Source organism: Paenibacillus sp. DMB20, assembly GCF_000987955.1.
Lineage (GTDB): Bacteria > Bacillota > Bacilli > Paenibacillales > Paenibacillaceae > Paenibacillus_AQ.
Genome location: NZ_LAZU01000018.1, coordinates 1 through 25,265, shown reverse-complemented (window position 1 = coordinate 25,265; position 25,265 = coordinate 1). Strand labels below are relative to the sequence as shown.

Annotated in this window: 25 protein-coding genes, 2 pseudogenes and 1 riboswitch; of the genes and pseudogenes, 9 read left to right on the top strand and 18 right to left on the bottom strand. The window is 49.8% G+C overall.

Annotated features, from left to right (window positions below; genetic code table 11):
• The 4 genes and pseudogenes from XI25_RS06335 (at window position 1) to XI25_RS06320 (ending at window position 3,703) form a co-directional block, all read left to right on the top strand.
• Window positions 1–931: pseudogene (locus tag XI25_RS06335) on the top strand (carbohydrate ABC transporter permease).
• An 18-nt stretch (window positions 932–949) separates the two neighbouring features.
• Window positions 950–1,786 (top strand): carbohydrate ABC transporter permease, encoded by an 837-nt coding sequence (locus tag XI25_RS06330; RefSeq protein ID WP_046677877.1) that lies wholly within the window; start codon window positions 950–952, stop codon window positions 1,784–1,786.
• Between the two features lie 102 nt (window positions 1,787–1,888).
• Complete coding sequence (locus tag XI25_RS06325; protein ID WP_046677876.1) at window positions 1,889–2,728, top strand: sugar phosphate isomerase/epimerase family protein; 840 nt, start codon at window positions 1,889–1,891, stop codon at window positions 2,726–2,728.
• A 9-nt stretch (window positions 2,729–2,737) separates the two neighbouring features.
• The gene (locus tag XI25_RS06320) at window positions 2,738–3,703 is read left to right on the top strand and encodes a Gfo/Idh/MocA family protein (RefSeq protein WP_046677875.1); all 966 of its coding nucleotides are present in this window, start codon (window positions 2,738–2,740) and stop codon (window positions 3,701–3,703) included.
• Window positions 3,704–3,730: 27 nt separating this feature from the next.
• Here the strand turns inward: XI25_RS06320 and XI25_RS06315 are convergent, their stop codons facing one another.
• The 5 genes and pseudogenes from XI25_RS06315 to XI25_RS06295 form a co-directional block, all read right to left on the bottom strand.
• Window positions 3,731–5,155 (bottom strand): NAD-dependent succinate-semialdehyde dehydrogenase, encoded by a 1,425-nt coding sequence (locus tag XI25_RS06315; RefSeq protein WP_046677874.1) that lies wholly within the window; start codon window positions 5,153–5,155, stop codon window positions 3,731–3,733.
• Between the two features lie 124 nt (window positions 5,156–5,279).
• Window positions 5,280–6,241 (bottom strand): annotated as a pseudogene (locus XI25_RS06310) (siderophore ABC transporter substrate-binding protein).
• A 190-nt stretch (window positions 6,242–6,431) separates the two neighbouring features.
• Entirely contained in the window at window positions 6,432–7,190 is a 759-nt protein-coding gene (locus XI25_RS06305) for an iron ABC transporter ATP-binding protein (RefSeq protein ID WP_046677873.1), read from the bottom strand.
• The gene (locus XI25_RS06300) at window positions 7,187–8,131 is read right to left on the bottom strand and encodes an iron chelate uptake ABC transporter family permease subunit (RefSeq protein ID WP_046677872.1); all 945 of its coding nucleotides are present in this window, start codon (window positions 8,129–8,131) and stop codon (window positions 7,187–7,189) included. Before XI25_RS06300 ends, XI25_RS06305 begins: the two co-directional genes overlap by 4 nt.
• Window positions 8,121–9,074: an ABC transporter permease gene (locus XI25_RS06295; RefSeq protein WP_046677871.1), complete on the bottom strand. Its 954-nt coding sequence runs from the start codon at window positions 9,072–9,074 to the stop codon at window positions 8,121–8,123. Before XI25_RS06295 ends, XI25_RS06300 begins: the two co-directional genes overlap by 11 nt.
• Window positions 9,075–9,571: 497 nt before the next feature.
• On the opposite strand from XI25_RS06295, the gene XI25_RS06290 reads away from it, so the two are divergent.
• Entirely contained in the window at window positions 9,572–10,177 is a 606-nt protein-coding gene (locus tag XI25_RS06290) for a nitroreductase family protein (protein WP_046677870.1), read from the top strand.
• 148 nt (window positions 10,178–10,325) lie between these two features.
• On the opposite strand, the gene XI25_RS06285 is transcribed toward XI25_RS06290, so the two are convergent.
• Window positions 10,326–12,014, bottom strand: a complete 1,689-nt coding sequence (locus tag XI25_RS06285) for an alpha/beta hydrolase family protein (protein WP_052759470.1) — start codon at window positions 12,012–12,014, stop codon at window positions 10,326–10,328.
• 165 nt (window positions 12,015–12,179) lie between these two features.
• Window positions 12,180–12,279, top strand: a riboswitch (TPP riboswitch).
• An 81-nt stretch (window positions 12,280–12,360) separates the two neighbouring features.
• Between XI25_RS06285 and XI25_RS06280 the strand changes: the two genes are divergently transcribed.
• On the top strand, window positions 12,361–12,963 hold the full coding sequence (locus XI25_RS06280; RefSeq protein ID WP_046677869.1) for a YkoF family thiamine/hydroxymethylpyrimidine-binding protein: 603 nt from the start codon (window positions 12,361–12,363) through the stop codon (window positions 12,961–12,963).
• Window positions 12,964–13,034: 71 nt separating this feature from the next.
• Here the strand turns inward: XI25_RS06280 and XI25_RS31905 are convergent, their stop codons facing one another.
• Together XI25_RS31905 and XI25_RS06275 are read right to left on the bottom strand one after the other, a co-directional pair.
• Window positions 13,035–13,130 (bottom strand): YjcZ family sporulation protein, encoded by a 96-nt coding sequence (locus tag XI25_RS31905; protein ID WP_082112234.1) that lies wholly within the window; start codon window positions 13,128–13,130, stop codon window positions 13,035–13,037.
• Between the two features lie 100 nt (window positions 13,131–13,230).
• Window positions 13,231–13,932 carry a nucleotidyltransferase domain-containing protein gene (locus tag XI25_RS06275; RefSeq protein ID WP_052759469.1) on the bottom strand — a complete coding sequence of 234 codons (702 nt, stop codon included), beginning with the start codon at window positions 13,930–13,932 and terminating at the stop codon, window positions 13,231–13,233.
• 160 nt (window positions 13,933–14,092) lie between these two features.
• On the opposite strand from XI25_RS06275, the gene XI25_RS06270 reads away from it, so the two are divergent.
• The gene (locus XI25_RS06270) at window positions 14,093–14,815 is read left to right on the top strand and encodes a class I SAM-dependent methyltransferase (RefSeq protein ID WP_046677868.1); all 723 of its coding nucleotides are present in this window, start codon (window positions 14,093–14,095) and stop codon (window positions 14,813–14,815) included.
• 181 nt (window positions 14,816–14,996) lie between these two features.
• Window positions 14,997–16,247: a methyl-accepting chemotaxis protein gene (locus XI25_RS06265; protein ID WP_046677867.1), complete on the top strand. Its 1,251-nt coding sequence runs from the start codon at window positions 14,997–14,999 to the stop codon at window positions 16,245–16,247.
• 120 nt (window positions 16,248–16,367) lie between these two features.
• On the opposite strand, the gene XI25_RS06260 is transcribed toward XI25_RS06265, so the two are convergent.
• The 8 genes from XI25_RS06260 to XI25_RS06235 all read right to left on the bottom strand — a co-directional run bounded on the left by XI25_RS06260 (window position 16,368) and on the right by XI25_RS06235 (window position 22,303).
• A complete protein-coding gene (locus XI25_RS06260; RefSeq protein WP_046677866.1) occupies window positions 16,368–17,162 on the bottom strand; it encodes a PhzF family phenazine biosynthesis protein in 795 nt (264 codons plus the stop codon).
• Between the two features lie 202 nt (window positions 17,163–17,364).
• A complete protein-coding gene (locus XI25_RS06255) occupies window positions 17,365–18,078 on the bottom strand; it encodes a class I SAM-dependent methyltransferase (RefSeq protein WP_046677865.1) in 714 nt (237 codons plus the stop codon).
• Window positions 18,079–18,199: 121 nt separating this feature from the next.
• Window positions 18,200–19,168 carry a hypothetical protein gene (locus tag XI25_RS06250; RefSeq protein ID WP_046677864.1) on the bottom strand — a complete coding sequence of 323 codons (969 nt, stop codon included), beginning with the start codon at window positions 19,166–19,168 and terminating at the stop codon, window positions 18,200–18,202.
• 18 nt (window positions 19,169–19,186) lie between these two features.
• Complete coding sequence (locus XI25_RS06245; protein ID WP_235439689.1) at window positions 19,187–20,203, bottom strand: hypothetical protein; 1,017 nt, start codon at window positions 20,201–20,203, stop codon at window positions 19,187–19,189.
• Window positions 20,187–21,122: a helix-turn-helix transcriptional regulator gene (locus XI25_RS06240; RefSeq protein ID WP_235439722.1), complete on the bottom strand. Its 936-nt coding sequence runs from the start codon at window positions 21,120–21,122 to the stop codon at window positions 20,187–20,189. The genes XI25_RS06245 and XI25_RS06240 overlap by 17 nt, the downstream gene beginning before the upstream one ends.
• A gap of 119 nt (window positions 21,123–21,241) precedes the next feature.
• Window positions 21,242–21,427 (bottom strand): hypothetical protein, encoded by a 186-nt coding sequence (locus tag XI25_RS31900; RefSeq protein ID WP_082112233.1) that lies wholly within the window; start codon window positions 21,425–21,427, stop codon window positions 21,242–21,244.
• A 254-nt stretch (window positions 21,428–21,681) separates the two neighbouring features.
• A complete protein-coding gene (locus tag XI25_RS34170) occupies window positions 21,682–21,867 on the bottom strand; it encodes a hypothetical protein (protein ID WP_082112232.1) in 186 nt (61 codons plus the stop codon).
• A gap of 178 nt (window positions 21,868–22,045) precedes the next feature.
• Window positions 22,046–22,303, bottom strand: a complete 258-nt coding sequence (locus XI25_RS06235) for a hypothetical protein (protein WP_046677862.1) — start codon at window positions 22,301–22,303, stop codon at window positions 22,046–22,048.
• A 465-nt stretch (window positions 22,304–22,768) separates the two neighbouring features.
• On the opposite strand from XI25_RS06235, the gene XI25_RS06230 reads away from it, so the two are divergent.
• Window positions 22,769–24,004, top strand: coding sequence for an NCS2 family permease (locus XI25_RS06230; RefSeq protein ID WP_082112246.1), 1,236 nt, complete (start codon window positions 22,769–22,771; stop codon window positions 24,002–24,004).
• A gap of 84 nt (window positions 24,005–24,088) precedes the next feature.
• Here XI25_RS06230 and XI25_RS06225 read toward each other — a convergent pair whose 3' ends face one another.
• Both XI25_RS06225 and XI25_RS06220 read right to left on the bottom strand, forming a co-directional pair.
• A complete protein-coding gene (locus XI25_RS06225) occupies window positions 24,089–24,880 on the bottom strand; it encodes a lipid II flippase Amj family protein (RefSeq protein ID WP_046677861.1) in 792 nt (263 codons plus the stop codon).
• Between the two features lie 110 nt (window positions 24,881–24,990).
• Window positions 24,991–25,265 (bottom strand): IS3 family transposase (locus XI25_RS06220; RefSeq protein ID WP_046677860.1); only part of this gene is annotated, 275 nt, incomplete at its 5' end.

Sequence of the window (25,265 nt, the reverse complement as noted above, 5' to 3'; positions counted from 1 at the left end):
TTGACCAGGGACCAGCCGGAAACGCCCGCCAATGGAAAGCGCAAGCCTTCAAGGCTCGCGCTTCTGGAAGCCGTATGGGGTTATGTTTTCATCCTGCCCGTTGTGCTGGGTCTCGGCATTTTTTTATATGGCCCCTTCAGCCGCCTCCCTGTTCCTGTCCTTTACGTCATGGGACGGCATGACGGCCCCCCAATTCATCGGGCTCGAGAACTTCCGAAATTTGATGAATGACGAAAAATTCACGACCTCGATGCTGAACACCCTGCTGTATACGGTCGGAACCGTGCCGTTATCCATTGCTTTCGCAACGCTGCTGGCGGTGCTCTTGAACCAGAAGATCAAAGGCGTGGTTATCTACCGGACACTGTTCTTCATTCCCGTGATCACCATGCCGATCGCGGTCGGCATGGTGTGGCGATGGCTGTACAATTCGGAGTTCGGTCTTATCAACTATGTGCTGGGGGCATTGAATCTTCCGCAGCCCAACTGGCTGTTTGACGAAAAATTCGCGCTTTTCTCCATTATTATCGTAAGCGTTTGGAGCAGCATCGGTTATAACGCCGTTATTTTGCTGTCCGGTTTACAGGGAATTTCCAATACGTATTACGAGGCGGCATCGCTCGACGGGGCAGGGACGCTGTACAAGTTCTTCCGGATCACCCTGCCGCTGCTGACGCCGAGCCTGTTTTTCGTCCTGGTGATGTCTTTTATCAATTCGTTCCAAATGTTCGACCTGATCTTTATTATGATGGACCAGCAGGCTACGCTCCTGGATCAGACACGGACGGTGGTGTACAGCATTTGGGAAGACGGCTTCAAGTTCTTTCATATGGGCTACGCTTCCGCCCAAGCCTTCATGCTGTTTATCGTCATTCTGATCATCACCTTGTTCCAGATGGTTTTTCAGAAGCGCTGGGTTCACTATCAATAGCAGGAGGAGGAAATCAACATGAACGCTTCTACCGGGTCCGGAAAAAGAGTTCCTGCGGCCGCCCACTTCCTGTTGGCCGCAGGCGCCGTCTTTATGGTCATGCCGTTTTTATGGATGCTGTCGACATCGGTCAAATCGTATGCCGATTCGATGACCGTACCGCCTACATGGCTGCCGTCTGAATGGCATCTCGATAATTATATCCGCGTGATTCAAACGATTGATTTCGGAACCTATTACCTGAATACGATCATCGTGACGTTCAGCCGGACCGCGGGGCAGCTTGTTCTCTGCTCCCTGGCGGCATATGCCTTTGCCTGCCTGAGGTTTCCGTTCAAGAATGCGATTTTTCTCGCTCTTCTCGCCGTTTTGATGGTTCCGTCGCAGGTCGTCATGATCCCGAGCTTTGTCATCATGCGCGAGCTGAATTGGCTGGATACGTTTTATGTTCTGATCATCCCCGGCGTGTTCAGCGCTTTCGGCACCTTTTTGCTTAGACAGTTTTTCATGACCCTGCCAAAGGATCTCGAAGAAGCGGCCAAAATCGACGGCTGCAGCTATTTCCGCATCTATTGGAACATCTATTTGCCTTTATCCAAAGCCGCCTTGGTATCGCTGGCCATCTTTACGATCCTTGCTTCCTGGAACGAGCTGCTCTGGCCGCTCATCATGACCAGTTCGGAAGACATGCGCGTGCTGTCCATCGGGATCTCGACCTTCCAGGGTCAGCACTCCACGGATTATCCGCTGCTGATGGCCGGAGCCGTCATGGCCACGCTGCCGATCATCGTCTTGTTTATTTTCCTGCAGCGTTATTTTATCGAAGGTATTGCCATGAATGGCATTAAAGGATGACCGCATGTATATATTGGTACAAACAACAGGCGACATGCAATCCGCAGCATTAAGGAGTCGACGCAGCTTATGCCGTCAGTCGGATATTAGGAGGCTATGTACATGCTGAAAGGAATCAATCAATGGGGATACCCGGAGAACACTTCGCTTGATGACTTGTTCCGTCATGCCAGCCTTGCGGGATACGATGCGGTCGAGCTGAATCTGAATCCCTCCGGAGGGATTGGACTTACGATGAACAGTACCGCTGACGACGCTCAAGACATTCTCTCCTTGGCGGACCGGCATGGAATCCGGCTCCGCAGCTTATCGACAAGCCTGCTGTGGAAGACGCCCCTGTCCTCTCCGGACCCCGCTGTCCGGGTGCAGGGCGCGGCAGTCGTCGCCAAGCAGATTGAACTTGCCTCGCTGATCGGCATGGATACCGTGCTTGTCGTTCCCGGAGCCGTTACCCCGGAGGTTTCTTATGAGGACTGCTACCGCCGCAGCCAAGATGAAATCCGGAAGCTGCTTCCGCTTGCCGAACAGCATGGCGTGTACATAGGCATCGAAAATGTATGGAACAAATTCCTGCTGTCGCCGCTTGAGATGAAACGTTACATCGATGAATTGGAATCCCCCATGGCGGGAGTTTATTTCGATGTCGGCAACATTTTGCTCTATGGTTATCCGGAGCAGTGGATTCGTCTCCTCGGCAAACGCATCAAGAAGGTTCATGTGAAAGATTTCAACCCCCATGTCGGCAACGGCTCGGGCTTCGTGCCTTTGCTGGCGGGAGGCGTGGACTGGGCCGAAGTGCGCCGTGCTTTGACGGAAACCGGATACAGCGACACGTTGACAGCCGAACTTAGCCCGTACGCCGCCGATCCTTATCAGATGACATACGACGCCTCGCGCCAGCTCGATCTGATCATCGGGGGCTCAAACCATATTCAGGAGTGATCAGTAACCATGATTAACATCGGCGTCATCGGTGCCGGAGGAATAGGCGCCATACATTTGAAGCATTTAGGAAAACATCCGGACGTAAAGGTTGCCGCGATCTGCGATACCAACCGGACACTTTCCGAAGCTCAATCCGCGGCTTGCGGGGCGGCATCATACACCGATGCGCATGAGATGCTGGATAAAGAACGGCTCGATGCCGTATACGTGTGCGTTCCCCCGTTCTGCCACGGCGATCTGGAGGAAACGGCCGCAGCCAAGGGCGTCCATTTAATGGTCGAAAAGCCTCTGGGACTCGATATGGAAACCGTCAGGCGCAAAGCCGAGTCGATCGCCGAAAGCGGCATTATCGCGGCCTCGGGCTATTGCCTGCGCTACATGGATACGGTGGCGATCGCAAAACAATATTTGTCGGACAAAAAAGTAGCCATGATCCGGGCGCACTACCTGACCGTTCCGGTAGACACGCCATGGTGGAGAAAGAAAGCGCTCTCCGGCGGCCAGCTTGTAGAGCAATCGACCCACACCTTAGATCTGGTCCGTTATCTCGGAGGCGAGATTGTTCGGCTGTACGCCGACATGGGTCTTCTTGTGATGGACGATATCCCGGATTTGGACATTCCCGATGTGGGAATGATCCAATTTACGCTGGATAACGGGGCGTTCGGCCATATGCAGACCGGGTTTATCCAATTTGACCACCGCACCGGAATCGAGCTGATGGGCAGGAATTTCAGGGTGACGCTCGACGGCACGACCCTCACGATCACCGAGCCCGATAAGGAAACGATCTATCGCAGCAAAACGAATTTCTACCAAAGGGAGACGGACGCATTTGTGCGTGCGATTCAGCAAAATGACCGCAGCCTCATTCTGGCGAGCTACGAGGACGGCATGAAAACATTGGAGGCGACGCTGGCCGCCAATGCATCCGCAGCCTCAGGGCTGCCGGTCCTATTAAAGCAGGGATAAGCAGACGCCGTAAGTCATGCAAAGTTTCTACAAATCGAGCGAGATATATTTGGTCTCCAGATATTCCTCGATGCCGTAATGCCCGCCTTCCCGTCCGAGTCCGCTCTCCTTGAACCCGCCAAACGGGGCCTGCGCGGTGGACGGAAGCGGGTCGTTAATACCGACGATACCATAGTCCAGGGCTTCGGCGATCCGCACCGCTTCCCCAAGATGCTCCGTAAATACATAAGCCGCAAGTCCGTACGGGCTGTTATTCGCCCGTTCGACGGCTTCTTCAACGGTCTTGAACATGGTGATGGGCGCAACCGGCCCGAACGTTTCCTCCTTCATGCAGAGCATATCATCCGTGGCATTCATGATGACGGTAGGCTTCACAAATACGCCATTCGAAGGAGATGCTGAACGCTCTCCCGTCAAAATCACTCCGCCCTTCAGCTCGGCATCCTCAATCTGTTTTCTTACCTTCTTCGCCGCTTTGTCGTTGATCAGAGGGCCGATATCCGTCCCTTCCTCCATGCCATTTCCGACCTTCAACCGTTCGGTTAAAGCCGCAACCTTTCCGGCAAATTCGGCGGCAACGGATTCTTGAACATATACACGGTTGGTGCATACGCAGGTCTGCCCCGCATTGCGGAATTTGGACAGCAGGACCCCCTCGGCAGCTTTATCCATGTCCGCGTTTGCCGTTACGATAAAAGGCGCATGGCCCCCAAGCTCAAGCGACAACTTCTTGACATGCCCCGCCGCCCCCTCCATCAGTTTCTTGCCGACGGCGGTCGAGCCGGTAAACGACAGCTTCCGGACCCGGCTGTCCTGCTGCCATGCCCCGGCGATTTCGGCCGCATCTCCCGTCACCACGTTGATCACGCCGGCAGGTATCCCTGCCCGATCCGCAAGTTCCGCCAGCTTAAGCGCCGTATAAGGCGTTTCTTCCGAGGGCTTGATCACCATGGTGCATCCTGCAGCCAAAGCGGGAGCCGCTTTGCGGGTGATCATCGATGCCGGAAAATTCCACGGCGTTATCGCTGCAACGACCCCGACCGGCTGTTTCGTGACGATAATGCGTTTATTGGGAGAAGAGGCGGGAATCGTTTCGCCGTAGATCCTTTTGCCCTCCTCGGCATACCATGCGACGAAACTGTTGGCGTAAGCGATCTCTCCCGCCGCCTCCTTCAGCGGCTTTCCCTGCTCCAGCGTCATGATCCGGGCCAACTCGCTGCTGTGCTCAGCAATCAGATCATGCCAGCGGCGGAGCGCCTTTCCTCGCTCATCGGCCGTATGCTTGGACCAGGTCCGAAACGCTGCCGAGGCGGCATCCGCCGCCAGACGGGCTTCCTTTTCACCTCCAAAAGCAACTTGGCCTATCTTTTCCCCGGTTGCCGGGTTTATCACTTCAATATTCCCGGACGCGGATACCCATTGTCCGTTGATGTACATTTGATCGGGAACCATGTTTCGAACCTCCTAGCATGTTCATTACCTTCTAATTATCGACGAAGCGGGGGACCTTTTCAAACAAACAAGCAAGCACCGGCGCCTGAATGACCGCGCGCCGGTGCTGTTAATTCGGTAATTATTATTTTAGGCCTGCGCCAACTTCCTTCACCATTTCCGCCACGGAAGCCAAACCGCCGCCGGACAGATACCAATAGTTTGGATCAAGGTAAACGATATTGCCGTCTTTGTAGGCTTTCGTTGTTTTGACAAGCTCGTTCTCGACGACCTGCTTCGCGCCGGAATCGCCGGTGCCTGTGGTTACAACCGCCCCGCGGTCAACGACAAACAGATAGTCCGGGTTTTTCTCCACGATGTACTCGCTTGAAATATCTTTGCCGTGCGTGCTTATTTCAATGTTGGGATCCACAGCGGCGAAGCCGAACACGTCATGCAGAATGCCGAAACGGGAACCAGGACCGTAAGCGCTGATTTTGCCTTCGTTAGCCAAGATGATGAGCGCATTTTTGCCGGATGCCTTTACCTTGTCGTTCAGTGCCTTGATGTCCTTATCGACAGCAGCCAGTTGTTCTTCGACCTGGGCTTCCTTGCCGAAAATTTGGCCAAGCTTGTTCATGTTTTCTTTGAAGGAATCCATGTATTTGGAAGTATCCACACCCATGTAAATCGTAGGCGCGATCTCGCTCAATTCTTTATAAGCATCACTCTGTCTGCCGGAAATAATAATGAGGTCCGGTTCGATCTTGTTGATTTTCTCAAAGTCCGGCTCCTTCAGACTGCCGACGTTTTTGATATTTGGCATCACCGTATTTGGACAAGTAAGGCGGGATATTGGCTTGAGGAACTCCCGTCACTTCAACGCCCAATTTGTCCAAGGAATCCAGTACGCCAAAATCGAATACAACGACTTTTTTTCGGATTCTTGGTGACCGGCGTTTCGCCGAGCTCGTGTTTGATCGTCAGTTTATCCCCGGAGGCTTCTCCGCCGTTACCGGACGCTCCGGTTTTCTTCTCATCGGCTCCGCAAGCGGCAAGTGCCACCGTGAGTACAGTCATCATGAACAGCATTAAAACTTTCTTCATTTCTTCCACTCCTACAATTAAATTTATAAATGATTATGAATAACATAATTGTGCATATAAGGTTAATAATTACATTTATAGGCCGCGTAAAGACCCATATGCGCTATCGCATACCACCTGAATAATATAAGGGGCAAAAGCTTCCCGGGGAATTCTCCTTGCCCCCCTCACCATTCCATTGAAGTTCCTTTTAAGCGTAATAGACGCAGATCTTGTTATCGTTGATTTCCTCGATCTCGATATCCATATCATAGATTCCTTTAAGCACATTGCTTTGGATGATCGTATCGGTTCCGCCTTCGTTTTCAATTCTGCCGTCTTTTAAAGCCACAATGTAGTCGGAGTAGCAGGAAGCAAAATTGATATCGTGGATCACGATCACAATCGTTTTGTCCAGCTCGGCAACAAGCTTTCTCAGAATCTTCATGATTTGCACGGAGTGTTTCATATCCAGATTGTTCAGCGGTTCATCCAGCAGGATATAGTCGGTGTTCTGCGCGATGACCATCGCAATGTAGGCGCGCTGCGTTTGTCCGCCGCTGAGCTGATGAAGGTACTTATCCTGCATTTCTTCAAGCTCCATGTATCGGATCGCTTCATCCACGTATTTCTTGTCTTCTTCGGTCAATCTGCCTTGGGAATACGGAAAGCGTCCAAAAGAAACGAGTTCTCTAACCGTCAGCCGGAGACTGATTTGGTTAGACTGCTTCAGGATCGAGATTTTCTTGGCAAGATCGCCGCTCTTCCACTGGCTTACCTCCTTGCCTTCAATGACGATTTGCCCGGAATCCTTGGACACAAGTCTGCTGATCATGGACAAAAGGCTGCTCTTACCGGCTCCGTTCGGTCCGATAAAGGACGTAATCTTGCCTTTCGGGATCGTCACCGACACGTTATCCACGACTTTTTTGCCGCTGTAAGCTTTCGTTACGTTCGTTACCTGGATCATGCTTTACTCTCCTTTAATAGCAGATAGATGAAGTAAACCCCGCCGATGAAGTTAATGATGACACTAAGGGTCGTAGAGAATGTAAACACCCGCTCCACAACGAGCTGGCCTCCCACTAACGCGATAATGCTGATCAGCACGGAGCCGGCAATAAGGTAGGAATGACGGTACGTTTTCATGAATTCATAAGATACATTGACCACCAATAGTCCCAAAAAAGTAATCGGCCCGACAAGCGCGGTTGCCACCGAGATCAGTACGGCCACAACGATCAGCAGTCTTTTGATAACGAAGTCGTAGTTTACGCCGAGGTTGATCGCTTGTTCCCGCCCGAGGGCCAGGACATTCAAATACTTAAAGTATTTCGCAAAATAAACGAGCGTCGCGCCAACGGCAATGATTGCGATCAGCAGCAAATCCGTATTCACATTGTTGAAGCTTGCGAACATTTTGTCGGATACGAATTGAAATTCGTTCGGATCGATCAGCAACTCCATAAAGGAAGACATGCTTGAAAACAAAGAGCCGAAGATCATGCCGATAAGAAGGAGAAAATAAATGTTGTTTCCTTCCCTTCGGAACAAAATTTTGTACAGTATTCCGGAGAAAAGGATCATGCCTGCGACATTGATCAAAAAATTGAGGTTCCCAAGCTCATACAGCTTAAACGATCCGAAAACAAAGATAACAAAGGTTTGGATCAACACATATAGGGAATCCAATCCCATGACGCTCGGCGTCAAAATCCGGTTGTTGGTAATCGTTTGAAACACCGTGGTGGACAGCGCGATCGCTCCGCCCGTCAAAACGATAGCCAGCACCTTCTTGATTCTTCTGGGCAGCGCGTAATCCCAGTTTCCTCCTAAATCAATGAAAAGGAAGAGGGCAATCAGGATCAGCGCCGCCGCGACCAGCAAACCGGTCTTGGCTTTATAAGTCATATGCCTTTCTCCTCATCAGTAAGTAAATGAAAATACCGCTTCCGATGACGCCCACGGTCAAGCTGATCGGAATTTCGTAGGGGTAAATGATAAGACGGCCGATGATGTCGCAAAAGAGCACGAATGCGGCCCCCAGAAGCGCGGTATGCGAAAGGCTTTTTTTCAAATGATCCCCCAGGTAAAGACTCACGATATTCGGGATGATCAGACCAAGGAACGGGATCATGCCAACCGTCAGGACGACGGAAGCGGTCACCAGCGCTACGATGATCAGGCCGATGTTCACGACTCTCCGGTATTGAAGGCCCAGATTGGTCGCGAACTCTTCTCCCATGCCCGCCACGGTAAATTTATTGGCGAACAAGTAAGCCAGAATGACCAGGGGAACACTTATGTACATCAGTTCGTATTGACCTTTGATGATCATCGAGAAGTCGCCCTGCAGCCATGAGGACATGTTCTGGATCAGATCATGCTTGTAGGCGAAAAACGTGGCGATCGAGCTTATTATGTTCCCGAACATCAAGCCCACGAGCGGAATGAAAACCGCGTCCTTGAACTTGATCTTGTCAAGAATCTTCATAAATATGAGCGTACCTGCAAATGCAAACAGGAAGGCGACCAGCATCTTGATCAACGGGCCTGTGGTTGAAAATACAAGCATCGACACAAGTATTCCCAGCCTGGCGGAATCCATGGTCCCCGCCGTTGTCGGCGAGACGAACTTGTTCCGGCTGAGCTGCTGCATGATCAGGCCGCAAATGCTCATACTAACGCCCGACAATACTAGACTGACAAGCCTGGGAACGCGGCTGACCAGCATGATATGCTGTTGTTGCTCCGTCATCCGGAACAGATCAAAGGGTGATATGTCCTTAACCCCGATAAACAGAGAGATGACGGACAGTACCACGACTGCGGCGATCAGGTATCTTTTCTTCATGGCTCTTCCTTCTATGCAGGTATACAACTATCAGAGCGTTCCGGTGGAATGCCGTTATCACTCTCAATGAGATTGATTATCAATTGCGATCTGTATTGAATTATAACACCCCATTCTCAACCCGACAAGTCTAATTGAGAATCAAAATCATTTAAATTTTTCACAAGGTCCCGAAACGTTCATCAATTGTTCATAAAATAAAGCTCGTTTACGATCTTATTTTCTTGCTTTCAACTGTACCGGGAAAAATGCCCTCTTATCAAAAGCTTGGTTAATTTTGACCAAAAAATGATTGAAGAACCTTGACAAACGGCAATTAGTTATATTAAGATGCTTACATATCGATCATCTCTAACATTTTGTAAGTGAATTTAACCCAAGCGATTATTACGTGAAATTCTTTCTCGTTCCGGCACTTCATGCATAATCATCGGTTGGCAGGAAATGCTTTTTAGCAGATGATCATTTAAAATGACTATTTCAGGAGGTATTTCGCTATGTCCAAAGATTTCAGTTCCGCTTTAAAAAACCGCCGCTCTTACTATGGGATCAGTAAAGATTCCGTTATATCGGATGAGCGCATTCAGGAAATTGTTAACGAGGCCGTTAAATACACGCCGTCTTCTTTCAACTCTCAAAGCGCACGCGTCGTTGTACTCCTTGGCGAACAACACGACAAGCTTTGGAATCTGACCGAAGGCGTACTTAGGGAAGTTGTCGGCGGGGATGATGCGAAGTTTGCTCCTACCGCGCAAAAAATGGCTTCCTTCCGTGCAGGTTACGGCACAGTCCTTTTCTTTGAAGACAGCAACGTGATTGCAAACCTTCAGGAACAGTTTGCGCTTTACGCAGACAACTTCCCTGTATGGTCCCAGCAATCTTCCGGCATGCTCCAATTCGTTGTATGGACCTCCTTGGAAGCCGAAGGTCTCGGCGCCTCCCTTCAGCACTACAATCCACTCATCGACGAAAAAGTAAGAAACGAATGGAATCTGCCTGAGAGCTGGAAACTGATCGCTCAAATGCCTTTCGGAAAACCGACTGCCGAGCCTGGCGACAAAGAATTTCAGCCGCTCGAACAGCGCGTGAAAGTATTTAAATAATGTTAAGTTTAAAAGGCACCGGGATAACCCGGCGCCTTTTTTGTTGACAAGCTCCTATTGAAATAACTTCTTAGAGAACGAAAGTGCTTTTGCGAGGGAATATAAGCCGATTGAGTAACGTCCCTTAAACGGTTGACGAGAACTATCGTTAGGGCTGCTGATTGATCCAGTCGGCAAAATCTTGAATCACGCCGGACGGTACGTTTCCCGGCAGCATGTACTCGGCTCCCGTCGATTCGGCATCCGACGCCACGAATAGATGGTTAAGCTTGGGGTACAGCTTGTACGTAACGTTATAGCGCTTGGCGAGGGCTTTCTTCCAACCGTTCAGATTATCCGCACTAACCTGCATGTCGTTATCACCTTGAGCAATCAACATCGGTATCGTTTGTTTCTTGGCCAGTTCACCACCGTAGTAATTGCGGAAGTCGTGCCACCATTCGGGGTGGGGCAATTGAAAACCAGGCAAACCCTTGTCAGGCGAAAATTTCGGGTCCTTCACCAAGCTAAACTGTGTTTTGAAAAATTCAAGCTGTTTTTCCACGCCTGCCACTTGTTCGCTTGGCGCCCCATTCTTCCGTACAAGTTCCAGCATATGCTCATACTGCCACAACATGATATCCTCAAGCGGCCTGGAAGGGCCGGCCATTATAAGTGCTCCATGGATGGATGCCGTCCGATCCTGTTCAAGGATACGTGGAACGAGCATGCCGCCCTGGCTATGTCCGAGCACGTATATCCGCTTCGCATCGATATGGGGATCGCGCCGGAGCCGCTTTACTGCGGCAAGAGCATCGTCGACCGTTTCTTCCTGAACGGTAAAGAAGGCCCCGTCCGATTTTACGGCATGCTCTCTTGTTCGTTTCTCGTAACGCAGTACGGCGATATTATGATTAGCCAGTCCGACGGCCAAATCGCGGAATGCCTTGGAGCCTCCGATTGAATTGTCGCGGTCGTTCGGTCCTGATCCGTGAACGAGTACAACGGCAGGATAGGGGCCTTTTCCTTTGGGTATAGTCAATGTCCCCGGAAGCGCATATGTCCCTTCACCGACGGTTACCTCTCGTTCGATGTATGCCTCAGGACGGTCATATTCAGGCCGCTTGTATGTATCGGGAAAAACCGTCGGAATGAACAGGTCGTCAACTTTCCCGTCGTGATCGAATCGCACCACGATCGACAAGTTCCTTCCCGAAGGCAAAGCGTAACTCAAATGCGCATTAAGGTGCACGGCCGACCGGCTGAGGGATACGTTCTGAAGCGTATCAAGCCGACCGTAAGCAGCTTGATATCCTTCCCCCAGCCGAACCAAAGACGCTTCCGACATCGTTTTGCGCAAGCCGGCGCTCAGCATGTTCCATGCTTCCCGTACCCTTCCTTCCATGATCGATCGAATGAAATAGCTTCCTTTGGTCGTAACATCGGATGGTGCAATCGAAATACCTGTTTCCGGATTCCAACTAATGTTTACCTTCAGAGCTTTATTAAGGGTAGCAATCGGCAAAAACAATTGTCCTTTTCTGAGGTTCGGCGTCTTCTCCATTATGAACGGGGTACCGTTCAACTCGGAATTCCTCTCCCCAGGCTTCACCAGCCATTGTTGCGTACCTCGAATGACCGAGACGCTGCCGTCGGATTGATTCCATATAACCTTAGCTCCAATAGCTTCTGCCGCTTGGCGCAGTGGTATGAATATCGAATCGTGATCGGACGGCGGCCGTTTAACTATATCTCCATTTGCGATGTTTGATCCTGCAAAAGCTGACGGCGCTTCCCCGGCTAACAACAGGACGGCTAACCCAGACAGGAACAGGATTGACGGCTTAATTTTCTTCATGAAGTTTTCCTCCTCAACTGCATATGTAAGCTGTTTTCATGATAAATGCCGGAGGTTAAAATCAAAGTATAGTTCCGTTTAAAACTGGTTTAATTTTTTTTATTCTGTTTACAATACCTCCGATTTCATATAAGCTAAAAAAAGTTATAACCGCATAGCCCAATTCGCTTTTACTAGGGGTGCCCCGTGCTGAGAGACGAGCCATCGTCAACCCTTACTACCCGATCTAGGTCATACTAGCGTGGGGAAGTGAAGCAATTATGTTTATTTCGTTATAGGCATAACTGCACTTCTTCGCGGGGTGCGGTTTTTTTTTATTTCCTAACATTTAAGGAGGTTTATAACGATGAACAATCTTTCCTGCGGTTCCAGCCGCATCGCAGGCTGCCGGTTTTCCGTTTATCCCATGAGCGACCATTTCGCTGAGATCATTCTCGGCGCCCTGAAACAGGTAAACACGGAAAAGGTGTGGATCCAGACCGATGATCTATGCACATGCGTAAGAGGAAAAGCCGAGCATGTCTTCGACGTAACCCGAGCCATTTTTGCGTTTACCGCAGCCACAGGCGTGCATACCGTATTTAATGGAACGTTCTCGATCGGCTGCCCGGGTGACAGCCAAGGAGATGTCCATATGTCTGAAGATGAACGGAAACTCAACGCTGACATTGGCCTGTCAGGAGACATCGAGACTGCCGGTCATTTTTCGCTATACCCGCTCGGGATTAATCATTATATGGATGTGATATACCAGGAAATCGAGCGTGCCAAACAAAAAGGAACGTTGACACAAGGCATTCATTATTCCTCGCGGCTCGACGGAACCTTGTCCGAACTGTTTGAGACGTTGGAGGACGCTTTTTTGAATGCGCTCGAAACGGAACAAGGACATTTGGTCATGACCGCCGTGATTTCCGCCAACAGTCCCTCTCCAAAGAAAATCCCCTGATAAGCGGCAAAAAAACCGGCCTGGAGAATTCAACAGGCCGGTTTTTGTGTGCCTCGCCGTCAGTCTGGCTGTTAGACCCAGGCAGCAAGAATGATTACAAGCAGAATGAACAGAACCAAAATTATGCCAACAGACGTACCCCATACGCCGCCGCTATAACCGCTCATGAAGATCCCTCCCTGAGTTGTTGGTTTGGTGTGATATAATCACAATACTAATGTATTCCGCGACAGATCTTCCGCAACGGCATGCGCCCGTTCCCCTTATTTATTCTTCGTAACCCACCAGATAAGGCCCCCCGTAAGGCTCCAAGAGTCTGGTTGCCAGTTCCAGCAGTTCTTTCCTCCGGTCATGCCGGTACAGCATTTCCAGCGCATATTCGAGATCGTCGGCTGTCTTGGCATCAAAAGCTGCCAGCATCCGGAACAGCGCCTTCCCTTCCCCAATCCAACGGTTATTCGCTCTAAGCAGGAATTCGCTCAGCTGCGTTGTCAGCTTCTGGGCGGCAAACCATACCTCGCCCGACTTGTCCGCGCCCTTGAAGTCCATCATATGCTCCGTGATCATATACCTGCCCGCATCCAGATCATAAGAGGTCAGGGGCAAAGGCCCGTATTCCAGATCCGTTCTCGCCTCTTCCCTAACCTCCATCCCTGCGGGAGTGGACACGATTATCGTTCCTTCGGCCAATATCCTCTGCAGGGTCGGATTGGCGGCCATCACCCCCTCATCAAAAATTTCCCGGTATCCCGAACGATTTAGAAAAAACAATTCAACAACCCAGCCCTCTGCTTCTATCGTCTTTCGCTCATAAGAATCCGTCACTTCGTCGTCCACGACCACGATATCCAGATCGGAGAACTCGTTATGCTCGCCTCTTCCGGCACTACCGCCCAACACGGCGATCAAACAATCCGGATATTCCCGGCGGATCAAGCGCTCGGCCACTTCCATCGGTTCTTTTCTCACGATTCGTTCCCCCAATGTGCCACATCTTCTTTTTGCCCTGCTTAAAAAAGGGCTCTTTTTATTAAATTCAGAAAAACCCCAAACGTACCTTGATCATATGGTAAATAAACGATTGCCCTTATACACGCGCTTTAAAGTAAAGATTGGGGGAACAAACCTTATGAATTATATCCATATGCTATCAAAATTAGGGATGGGCAGCGCTCATCCTGGGGGGTTCGAAGCGACGCTAAGGCTTTTTCGAAACGAATCCATCCCGCTTGGCAGCAGGATCCTTGAGGTGGGCTGCGGCACGGGCAGAACCGCATGTTATTTGGCGGAACGGGGATACAAGGTAACGGCTGTCGATTTGAATGACACAATGCTGAATAAGGCGCTGATGCGTTCCGAAGCCATGGGGCTTGAGGTTGATTTTTTGAAGGCTGATGTTTGTGCTCTCCCGTTCGACGATGGACAATTTGATATCGTGATTGCCGAGTCGGTCACCGTATTTACGGAAGCATCCGCCTCGTTATCCGAGTACTGCCGGATATTGGACCGTGGAGGCGTATTATACGACAGGGAATTGATTCTGGACAAACCGATGCCGCAAGAGCAGCAGAGGGAATTGGAGCAATTTTTCGGTATTCCCCATCTTATGGACAGGGATGAGTGGAGCAGGCGTCTGCTTGCGAGCGGATTTTCATCGGAAGAGGCGCTGGAGTACAATCATTTTACGGAGCAAATGAAACAAGAGCAGATCCGTCACCTGGATACGTTTGAACAAAGAGACGAAGGCGTTCTTCTCGATTTGAAGCTGTGGGAAACGCTTTTCCAGCACGACCGGATGATCCTGGACAATACGGAATACCTTGCTTCCGCTTTATTTAAAGCCGTAAAGTAATGCAGCCTTTTCCTAAACATCCGCGGGAAGCGTACGACTACATCGCACTTTCCGCGGTTTCTTCCATTTTAGATAATCAGGCCTATTTTATCACCATAAATAATTCCATATATCTACTTTTGTCGAGCGATGCTATAATCATGGTAATTATATCCTATGCTTGAAGGAGGACATTGTAATTATGGCCTGGTTCAACAAGCTTCCGCTCTCAAGTAAAATAACCGCCTCATGTTACATGGTTGCCGCTCTTTTTGCTATTCCCGTGCTGGTGACCTTCATTTTACTCGGCGAAACCATCATCGGCCTTATATTGGTAGCCGTGCTCGCCCTGCTTACATTCCCGCTTTCCCGCATCATCGAGAAAACGCTTACGGATTCTTTTTCGGATATTGCCAATGTTTCTTCCAAAATCGCGAAAGGCGATTTTACGTTCAAGGTGGACGAAGTCGGCGGGATGATGGATCTTAGCCGTACCTTTAACAGCATGGTGGAAAGGCTCCGTAAAATTTTGCAGGAGACTTCCGAAATCACCCGCAAGGTAACCATGTCGAGCCGAGATATTTCGGATAAAAACCAGGAACTGATCAAGGTGATGACCCAGGTCTCCCAATCGTCCAACGAGCTGGCTCTGGGAGCCAATGAAATATCGGAAGACGTGGCTGAAATGACCGGATCGATCCGGGAGATCGAAGAGAAGGTCGGCAATTACACCGAATCCACCAAGGAAATGAATTTGCGCTCCCTGGAAACCCTTAGCTTGGTGGAGCAGGGCCGGATTTCGGTAACCAAGCAGTCCGAAGGCATGAAAAAGAATATTGCGGCTACCGAAAAAGTGGCCGAGTCGATCGAAGCGCTATCCAAGAATGCCCAGGGAATTACGAAAATAACGGAAACCATCTCGGAGCTGGCCGAACAGACGAATCTTTTGTCGCTGAATGCATCCATTGAAGCGGCTCGGGCAGGCGAACATGGCGCGGGGTTTGCGGTTGTTGCCCATGAAGTACGGAAGCTTGCAGAGGAATCCACCTCTTCCACCCGTGAAGTGTTCAACCTGGTACGCAGCATCGAGCAAGACGTGAAGCTGGCGGGACAGAACATCAAAATTAATGAAGAGGTCGTCCGGCAGCAGACGGAGATGATTCGCGAGGCCGAAGCGGTTTTTATGAGGATCGTTGAAAGCGTGCAGTACATAACCGAGGAAATATCGGCCTTCTCCAAGGAAAGCGAATCCATGCTGGAAAGCGCCCAAAGCATATCGGCTGCCATTCAGAATATTTCGGCGATTACGCAGCAGTCCGCCGCCGGAACCGAGCAGGTATCCGCCTCCATGAAAGAAGGGATCCAATCCATCCAAAAAATGGCCGAGGAAGCTGAAGCCATGACCGAGGCCGTATTCCAGCTCCAAAAAACCATTAATATTTTCAAGTTTTAGATTTTAAAAGCGAAGGCCATGCTCTCCACCGGAAGCATGGCCTTTCTAAATAGTATGATGAGCGTTCCCCGCCAGCTTGGAACGCCTGTCCATTTATCCATTTCCCTGGAAATAAATATCCTAGTTCGTTTCAGTTTCCAGTGTCCCCGATAATGTGGTTACGGCCTGTCCCATAATATCGATTCTTTCGGGGTTCACCTTTAGTTTGAGTGTTCCTGTCCGGGCCGAGATTTGTTTTGCGGTCAATTCGTTCCGGTTCATCCGTTTCTGCCAATAAGGGCCGAGACAGCAATGAGCTGAGCCTGTGACCGGGTCCTCGTTAACTCCCACCGCCGGGTAAAAACAGCGGGAAACAAAATCCACCCCTTCCCTGCCGCTTTTGCTTGTGACTATCACGCCCCTTGCCTCAACCGATTTCCACAGGTTAAAGTCTGGGGTCAGATTTCGAACCATTTCTTCGCTTTCCAGCTCCACCAGATAGTCCATCCGGTTTTTGCCGATGTAAACATAATCCGTTCCCAATCCGTCTATCAGCGCCTGGGGAGGAATACAGGGGCTTTCCGGCTCCAGCGGGAAGTTCAGGCAAATCCAACCGTCCTTCTGTTTTGAGGCGGTCAGCAGTCCGCTCTTGGTGGTGAACCGGATTTCAGCCTCGTTCGTCAGCCCTTTTTCCCACAGAATATGCGCACTGGCCAGCGTCGCATGACCGCATAAATCGACCTCCGCTTTAGGAGTAAACCACCGTAAACGGTAGGAATCCCCCTGTTCCAGCAAAAATGCCGTTTCGGATAAATTCATTTCGGCGGCAATATGCTGCATCCAGGAATCCGGTTTAGCGGCTTGCATAATGCATACCCTCGCAGGATTGCCATGGTACGGCTGGTCGGTAAAAGCATCGGCAACATAAATTTTCATCAGATAGCCCTCCTATTCCTTGGATGATTCAAATTGTACTTCGTTTCCCCTGCCCATTGCAAAGATGCCTCCCTTTAACGATCCATAACCGCTCCACATTCGTCATCCTGCCTGCTTGAAAATCCAGGCATAGATGTCCGGCATGGTCCTCCTTGTGGGATATCAAGCCACAGCCTATCGGCAAGCGGAGCTATCGTTTCCATCACCCATGCATAAGGTATTTTTTCACGATAAACGTTATCCACTGGCTTTGAAACAAAATACTTTTTCCATCCTTAACTTCCGGAATGGTTTGCTGAATCGCGTTCTCTTTCAACGTTTCCCAATCTGCATACACCTTTCTAAGGATAGAAAAGGCTTGTTCGGCAGATAAATTAAGCTCTATTAATCCGGGCTGCTTCTCTCCGGTAGAAAGATCCGTTTCCATTACATCGGTGCTCATGAAAATGCAGTTGATTCCTCCCGGAAGCGTTGCCGCACGCATTTCGTGAAGCTTATGCATGAATGCCGCTTCGGACCCCATATGCTCCAGACAAGAACATGCAACGATAAAATGATAGGACTTCTCCTCTATATCATAATGCTCAACATCCGCTGCGTAACCCTCGATCATGCCCTCCACTCCATATTGACGCGCATGATCCAGCAGCTTGTCAATGGCGGAAGGAAGGATATCGATGCAGGTTACCTTACCGCAGGCTTGTCGGACTGCCAGGGCCATCGGAATGCTGTTTCGGCCGACGCCGCACCCCAGATCCAAAATTCGCGGTCCGGGGATATCCAACATCCTCAGCGTTTCCATTACCGCTTGGACGGGACGCGACAGCCAGCTTCCGGGCTGGAACAATTCCGTTTCCCTGTAAAATCGTTCATGGTAGTCCAGCTCTTTTGCCCGTGCCTCAGCAAACCGGTTCATGCTTTTTCCTCCTTCCGTACCGCTCCCGACTCAGACCTGCTACTTAACAAAATTAGACCGCTCTCTCCCGAAAACGGTCTATACCATTCAATCCTGCTATTATTATATTCCGGCCATTGGATTATCTCAATCCGATTTGCTCAAAACGATTGTGCACATCTTCGCTTAGAAATGATCTAATACGCTGTATTCCTTCCTCTTCCCAGTGCCGGCTCTCCATTAATAACGGAAAGAATTTCATCGGATCGCTTATACGCAGACGGTTAGGCGAGTCCTCCAATACTCGAACCATTCGGCTCCACCCATCTGCCGCTTGGTCAAATGCATGGACAGCACCTTCCAATAAAGGCCAAACATCTGCGAGCATTCGCACATACTTTGCTGAATCCTGCTTCGAAACCGCATAGTGGCGAATCGTTTCAGCCCCGCCGCTTGTGTCAAAATCGCCATTCTTTAATGCTTCACCCATTGCAGCGTATGCGGCCCTGCCGCATGCGTATTCGGATTCCGGGAGCATGATGTCATGGCTCTCCCATTTGTTGATGGCTTGAAGCAAAGATTCTTTATAGATTTCAAAACGGTTTATTTCCCCCATGTCCTCATACAACTGGTAATACCAATAAGGAGATTCGTTTCTCCCGAATTGCGAAAACGGCAGTTCCCGCAACTCTCCGGATCCGTCGGAAAAAAAGAGGACTTCTCTTTCATCGTCAAAGCCGGCAACCACTACAAATCCATCTTTCCAGATCAAGGCACCGGTATCGTTTCGAACCGCCTGTTTAAGGCTATGAATTGCATATTCTTGATATAGCGGAAACGTAGGTTGAAAATGAAATCCAGCATGCTGCGATGTCAGTACTCCGAGTAAATCCGCAGCAACAAAATGCTCGGCCTTCCAATTGTAGCAAGTCGTGGACTCGGCAGTCAGGCGCCTGTTTACCGTAAATCTGAAACTCATGGCTGTCATGCCGTTTAGAGCGTATTTCGGGCAGTTCAGCCACCCCTTATGGGTCAATACCGCGTGAAGACCGTCAATATAAGTGTTGAGTCCCGGGTTCATATGCAATCCGGTTAGCATGGTAGGAGCCATGTTTCTCCCCTCCTTTCTTTATCGAACCGTGTGGGCGCCCCAGCGCGGAAGCGTGCTGCGCTTTCGGTCCGGATATGAGCAACTCGTTTCCCGGAAGACAATCATCGCCTGGTCCTCTATGTATCGGGCTTGATGGAGCATGTCCACCAACAAGGGAATTGCACTCCGGTTAACCTGTTTGCCGTGTGGAGTCTGAATGAACATTCCGGGCAGTGTTTCCAACATCCCGGCAAGCTGGTTATACAACTTAAAGGCAGGGTGGAGCTCAGGCCATATGCCTTTCGCCTGCCGTAAATAATCCCTGATTTCTTTTCTGGAATAAGCATAAGATTCCAGGATATAGACGGCGCCGTTTTCATCAAAAATACCGTTTCTCAACCCGTTCATCAAATAATCATAGGCCAGTCTGCCGGAAGCGATATCTTTTGAAGGAAGCGTTTTGTACGGCGTTTCCCAATCCGAAACAGCCATGCGAACCGATTCCAGAATCATATCTTTCTCAGGAACAACTACCTTGTCTCCAAACAACTGAATATACCAGAATGGAGTCACATTCAGTCCAAAGTTATCATACAAAAGAATTTGGTCCTCTGCCGATCCGTCCATAAGGTAAAAGACGCCATCCCCGTCATCATAGCCGCGGATGACGGCAAACTCCGGCAGCCAATAGATAACGCCCTTCCCCTGGTTCAGACTTTCTTTAACGGCTTGAACCGCTTCCTTTTGGTAGCTTGGAAAAGTAGGATGCCTGACATAGCCGCCGTCCGTTACCGTAAATACCCCCAGATTGTCGACGGCCGGCCAATGCTCTATCCCCCATCGTCCATAAGCTGTTACAGACAGGGGTTCAAGTCGCTGATGGACCGTAAATTTAAAAGCCATGGCCGTTAGTCCGGACAGCATGTACTTGGGACCCTGAAAGTGACCGCAGCCCGTCAAAACGGCATAAAGGCAGTCCGTGAACGATTTGGATTCCCTTGCCATCGCAAGATGGCTCAAATACTGCGATTTCAATTCGTCATCTCCCATCCTCATGAGGTCCGCCACTGGCATGGGGTTCAGGTTCCAGTTTGATCAATAGTGTTTCACAGCGCTTCCTCAGCTTCACAACCAACCATTGGGGTTTCAGGATTTCCTCCCATTCTTTGCTGTGTGCATATAAAGCGTAAAGAAACATTTCGATATCGAAAAAATCCATCGTATAGACCGTCGCTCCCTCGGCTCTTGCAGGAAAACCATGCCACGCCGTTTCCGTTAACGGCTCTCTGAGCTTTAAACGTGCCTGGAAAGGCTTTGGCCGCAGACTTGCCTTCTCACCAACATGTCCACCATGCAGCAGATGGCTAATCCTGAACTTCTCCTGTCGTACATTCAGTTGGCCGATCCGGTCCAGCCGCAAATCGATTTCACGTTCATATTCGGGGCAAAACGCATGAACATAATCCGCGTTATATTTCGTATCCAATCGGAGCGGGTAAACGGTCAGCGTCTTTTCCCCCTGATCTTCCGTATATGTCAAATCCACGACATGCGACTCTCTTATCGCGTATGTGAGAAGCTCAAAATATTGTAGTGTCCTTGCATGGACATGAAATACCGGGAGACGCGTTTGCTCGGAAATTTGCTCATCCGTAAAACGTTCCAGCAAATTAGCGATTCTCCGTACCGAAGATGAATTTTCATGGTCAAAGTTCCGATATCGATGGATCAGATAAGCCAGCACTTTCTTTTCCTCATCGGTCATATATAAAAGAGGAAGGACATAAGTTTTATCCTCATAACAATAACCACGATGTTTGGCAATGTAGGTTAGCGGAGCCAGCAGCGTCGTTTCCATATATTCTATATCCCGCTGAGCCTGTCTTCTGGAAATCTCGAATTGCTGGGATAGTATGCTGCTGTTCGGGTATTTGCCCTCGCGAATCTGCTGGTCGAACCAGTGAATCCGGTGCATATTGCTCAAGATGGCATCCGCCTTCCTTATCATTTTGCTCTTTCTTGATTCGGCCCCATCATTCAAAATGTCCGCTTCCTAGTTCCAGAAGCGGACATTGCCCGGCTCAGCCGGTTACGCTAGCTGATCGCATCTACCTTCGTTTGCGGCGCGTTATCGCACCGTTTGCATACTTTAACTGCGGTGCCGTCGGATTTCGTCCGCGGGTAGAGCAGTTTTATTCTGGTGCTGCGACACACCGGACAGGTACCCCTGCCCCGGGAAGGCAGATTCCACAGAACCCGGCCTCTTTTGGTTTTAGACATTTTTGAACAAACCTCTTTTCACTTAATCTCATCTTAAATCGGCTTCCGTATTTTGGGAAGTACCCACATTATAGAACACATGATACGACATAAAATGTCGTAGCATTCGCTATTAACAATAAAATTTCCGGAATAAACCGAAGCCGGCATAATGATATGTTTGTCCCCTTGGATGGTATGCCTATATCACAAAAAACCGTCACCTGCCCCTAAGCGGGAGATGACGGTTTTTCAATGCCGTTTGAAATTAGGACTCAGACCACCTCATCAATCCTGGATTGCGGGGCCTTGTCACAACGCTTGCACACTTTTAATGCCGTCCCGTCCGATTTGGTTCGGGGATACAGCAGCTTAATTCTTGTGCTTTTGCATACCGGGCAAGTTCCCCGGCCCCGAGAAGGCAAATGCCATAAGGAATGTCCTCTTTTGGATTTAGCCATTCATGTTAAACCCCTTTTCCCTCAATTTTCACTTAAAACCGATAACCGGACCACTTTGCGAAGCGTAAACCCATCTCATTACAAAAACCTCACGGTTCATGTTTATGTTCATGGAATCCGGTTTAATCCAGTTTTTAAGATCCATTAAAGCGGGGATTACCGTTCTTTCAAACGTATTTTAAGTAAATGCCCAGCGGTTCAAGCCGTAAATGGCGGCAGGGAGCAGAAAAACGGCAACGTTATACCATCCGTTAGGCGCACCGATCTTGCCGAAGGATACCTGGGACTCCAAATATTCAACGTTCCCATGGGTACTAATAACATCCGGCACGTAATTTACCGTCATCCAGTATCCTTGGATCACCGGCCACGCAAAATAAAGGATTCCGGCCACGATGCCGAAAACGGCGGACTCCAGCAGTATTCTATATTTCATTTTGAACCTCCCAGATCATCGTATAACCGTTCCGAGTTCATTTGGCGCTGCTTTTTCTCAGTAAAAATGGCGATTGTTATTAGTTATTTTTATTACCGCTATTGTTTATCTTAAATAGATTTTCCTTATCATGTCAATGAGTCCTCAAATTAGGTTCTCACATTGAAAAAACGGCCATCCATAATATTCATTTTTATGCAATCCGCCCGAAGGACGCAACAAACGAGCAGGCTATACGAAGAGACACTTCCATTGATTATTTCAATCGAAGATGTGTTACAATAAGCGAATAGCGGCGAAAATGCCGTCTATCTTTCAATCATTTGAAAGGGTTGGGTGAGGGGCTACTATGGAAAGCAGGTTTTCGATTGGTCCACCAAAAAAAATCAGACAACTTCACAGCATAAAAGAAAACAATCTCGAGCCTTTTCGGCTGTCCTAGGGACAAGCAACTGGCGGCAGGAACTGTTAGCGGGAATCGTTTCTTTTTTTGCGATTGTCTATATTATTATCGTGAATTCATCCATATTGGCCGATGCCGGCATCCCGCAACAAGCCGGCATTATCGCGACCGTGCTTGCGTCGGCGATCGGCTGCTTCATCATGGGCTGGTGGGGCAAAGCGCCCCTTATTATCGCTCCAGGCATGGGAATCAACGCCATGTTTACGTATACCCTCGTCCAGGGTATGGGGTTGACGTGGCAGCAAGGACTGGCTGTCGTCGTCCTGACCGGCATCTGCTTCATCGCGATCAGTTTCACTTCGCTCGTCGAGAAACTGAGAACGGCTATTCCCGCTTCCTTGCAGGAAGCGATCTCGGTCGGGATCGGTCTTATGCTCGTCCTCATCGGGCTGCAGAAGGGCGGCGTCATCGTATCGGATGAATCCTCGATCATTGCCGTGCAATCCTTCGCCAATCCGGGAGTGCTCGTAACGCTCCTGACCTTGGCGCTGACCTGCATCCTTTACATGCGAAAAATTCCGGGCAACATGCTGCTGGCGATCATCGGAGGTTCGGTCTTCGCTTACCTGATCGGAGCCGTGCCGCCGAAAGCGGCATCCGGCGGCGGAGGCTTCTCCTGGTCAGCTTACGGTGAGGTCTTTGGCCAGATGACGATCCAGGGCGTATCCCTGACGACATTGATCGTCGCCGTCTTCTCGCTCACGCTGGTCATCGTGTTCGAGAGCGTCGGGCTGATCAATGCGCAGCTGAACATGAGCGGCAGACAGGATCGCTTTCAGCGAGCGGTTCAGGCCAATGCGGCCACCGTCTTCCTCAGCGGCATTCTCGGCACGAGCCCGACGGTCTCCACCGTGGAAGCGGCTGCCGGGATCTCATCCGGAGGAAGAACGGGCTGGACCTCGATCGTGACAGGAACGCTGTTCCTGTTGACATTGGTTGCAATGCCGGTCATTACGCTGGTCCCGGATCAGGCCGTGGCTCCGATTCTGATCTTCATCGGCGGGTTAATGATGCCCGCGGTGCGCTCGATCTCGTTCGAGCGGCTGGAGGAAGGGCTTCCCGCCTTCTTCATCATCGCGTTTATACCGCTGATGCACAGTATCGTAGACGGGATCGCGATCGGCTTCATCAGCTATGCGCTGTTCCACCTCGCGATCGGGAAAGGGCGCGAAGTGAAGCCGCTGTTCTATATTATTTCGCTTCTGTTCGTTCTGCATTTCATTCTGCAGGCGATGTAAGACCGAAACATGACAAAAGCCCGCCTGGACGCACTGAAGTCCGGGCGGGCTTTTTCATGTCGAGTAATAGGCATCATCCCTATGCTATAACCAGGTCACAGCCAAGCTTATAAAGTAAGCCGCTGGGATAATGACCAACTGCGCAAGCATCGTGCCGAAAAAACGCGAAACCATCAGCAGCATATACACCTTTCCAAGCTGGTCCCTTAAACGCGGCTCGTGAGTCGCTTTATCGGTAATCAACCCAAGCTGGGGGTCGACAAATATCGTTAAAATGATCGTGGCGATGCCGTTGATGATCCCGGAAGCCTGTGAAGCCGTCGTGCTTAATTCCGGCACAATATGCGCCGCGTATAATGATGACAGCACCCCTACGGTATAAAAGGCCGTGACGACGACGTTCAAGAAAATAAACCGTTTAGGCACGTCAAGGTAACGGAACTGGCTGATTTTGAGAGACGGACGCCGGAAATAATGCTTTGTATTTTTCAACTGGCTTACCGTTACGCTAGAGAGAAGCTTGGGAATCGAGCCAGCCACCTCCAGCTTCGCAATAATCCGGGAAAACAGGTTGACAAACGTAGGAAACAGCGCGATGGCAATCAATGTGCCGATGGAAGCGGCCAACAGGATAAAGCGGAAATACCGAAGAACATCAAAATCGGGATCGATTCTGGCATAATCCACGAATTTGGCCGTCAGAGGAGCCTGAATCAGATTGGAAGTTCTCGACACCAGCACGATAATGCCTGTCAGAGACAGGGCGACGGCGATTTTGTTCAGCTTGACGCCGGCATACCGAACCGAATAGGATAATGTTTCCGCCGTATGGATGACCATCGTCAATATAAATACAAGAATTAGGCTGTTAACCATGCGTGGCGTTCCCCCCTGAGCGCGGAAATTCGGTGATCGGATCTACCGAAAAAAAAAGCAAAAGGCCGGTGCAATGAAGTGACCCCCAAAAGTTAGACACGGTAATTTCATCAGGCAGCTTTCTCAAAATGAGTTCGGTACTGTACCGGACTCATTTTTAATTTTGTTTTCAACCGTTTGGTATTGTAGTATTCAATATACTTTTTCAATTCTTCTTTGAAGTGTTCCACATTTTCAAACTCGTTGTAGTAAAGAAACTCCGACTTGAGAATGCCAAAGAAACTCTCTATGACGGCGTTGTCGTAACAATTCCCTTTTCGTGACATGCTTTGGAGAATGCCTCTCGACTTAAGCGCATGGCGATACGGCTTCATTTGGTAATGCC

Coding starts and splice junctions, on each gene's coding strand:
- XI25_RS06330 (WP_046677877.1), top strand. CDS start 950: ATGAACGCTTCTACCGGGTCCGGAAAAAGAGTTCCTGCGGCCGCCCAC.
- XI25_RS06325 (WP_046677876.1), top strand. CDS start 1,889: ATGCTGAAAGGAATCAATCAATGGGGATACCCGGAGAACACTTCGCTT.
- XI25_RS06320 (WP_046677875.1), top strand. CDS start 2,738: ATGATTAACATCGGCGTCATCGGTGCCGGAGGAATAGGCGCCATACAT.
- XI25_RS06315 (WP_046677874.1), bottom strand. CDS start 5,155: ATGGTTCCCGATCAAATGTACATCAACGGACAATGGGTATCCGCGTCC.
- XI25_RS06305 (WP_046677873.1), bottom strand. CDS start 7,190: ATGATCCAGGTAACGAACGTAACGAAAGCTTACAGCGGCAAAAAAGTC.
- XI25_RS06300 (WP_046677872.1), bottom strand. CDS start 8,131: ATGACTTATAAAGCCAAGACCGGTTTGCTGGTCGCGGCGGCGCTGATC.
- XI25_RS06295 (WP_046677871.1), bottom strand. CDS start 9,074: ATGAAGAAAAGATACCTGATCGCCGCAGTCGTGGTACTGTCCGTCATC.
- XI25_RS06290 (WP_046677870.1), top strand. CDS start 9,572: ATGTCCAAAGATTTCAGTTCCGCTTTAAAAAACCGCCGCTCTTACTAT.
- XI25_RS06285 (WP_052759470.1), bottom strand. CDS start 12,014: ATGAAGAAAATTAAGCCGTCAATCCTGTTCCTGTCTGGGTTAGCCGTC.
- XI25_RS06280 (WP_046677869.1), top strand. CDS start 12,361: ATGAACAATCTTTCCTGCGGTTCCAGCCGCATCGCAGGCTGCCGGTTT.
- XI25_RS31905 (WP_082112234.1), bottom strand. CDS start 13,130: ATGAGCGGTTATAGCGGCGGCGTATGGGGTACGTCTGTTGGCATAATT.
- XI25_RS06270 (WP_046677868.1), top strand. CDS start 14,093: ATGAATTATATCCATATGCTATCAAAATTAGGGATGGGCAGCGCTCAT.
- XI25_RS06265 (WP_046677867.1), top strand. CDS start 14,997: ATGGCCTGGTTCAACAAGCTTCCGCTCTCAAGTAAAATAACCGCCTCA.
- XI25_RS06260 (WP_046677866.1), bottom strand. CDS start 17,162: ATGAAAATTTATGTTGCCGATGCTTTTACCGACCAGCCGTACCATGGC.
- XI25_RS06255 (WP_046677865.1), bottom strand. CDS start 18,078: ATGAACCGGTTTGCTGAGGCACGGGCAAAAGAGCTGGACTACCATGAA.
- XI25_RS06250 (WP_046677864.1), bottom strand. CDS start 19,168: ATGGCTCCTACCATGCTAACCGGATTGCATATGAACCCGGGACTCAAC.
- XI25_RS06245 (WP_235439689.1), bottom strand. CDS start 20,203: ATGAGGATGGGAGATGACGAATTGAAATCGCAGTATTTGAGCCATCTT.
- XI25_RS06240 (WP_235439722.1), bottom strand. CDS start 21,122: ATGCACCGGATTCACTGGTTCGACCAGCAGATTCGCGAGGGCAAATAC.
- XI25_RS31900 (WP_082112233.1), bottom strand. CDS start 21,427: ATGTCTAAAACCAAAAGAGGCCGGGTTCTGTGGAATCTGCCTTCCCGG.
- XI25_RS34170 (WP_082112232.1), bottom strand. CDS start 21,867: ATGGCTAAATCCAAAAGAGGACATTCCTTATGGCATTTGCCTTCTCGG.
- XI25_RS06235 (WP_046677862.1), bottom strand. CDS start 22,303: ATGAAATATAGAATACTGCTGGAGTCCGCCGTTTTCGGCATCGTGGCC.
- XI25_RS06225 (WP_046677861.1), bottom strand. CDS start 24,880: ATGGTTAACAGCCTAATTCTTGTATTTATATTGACGATGGTCATCCAT.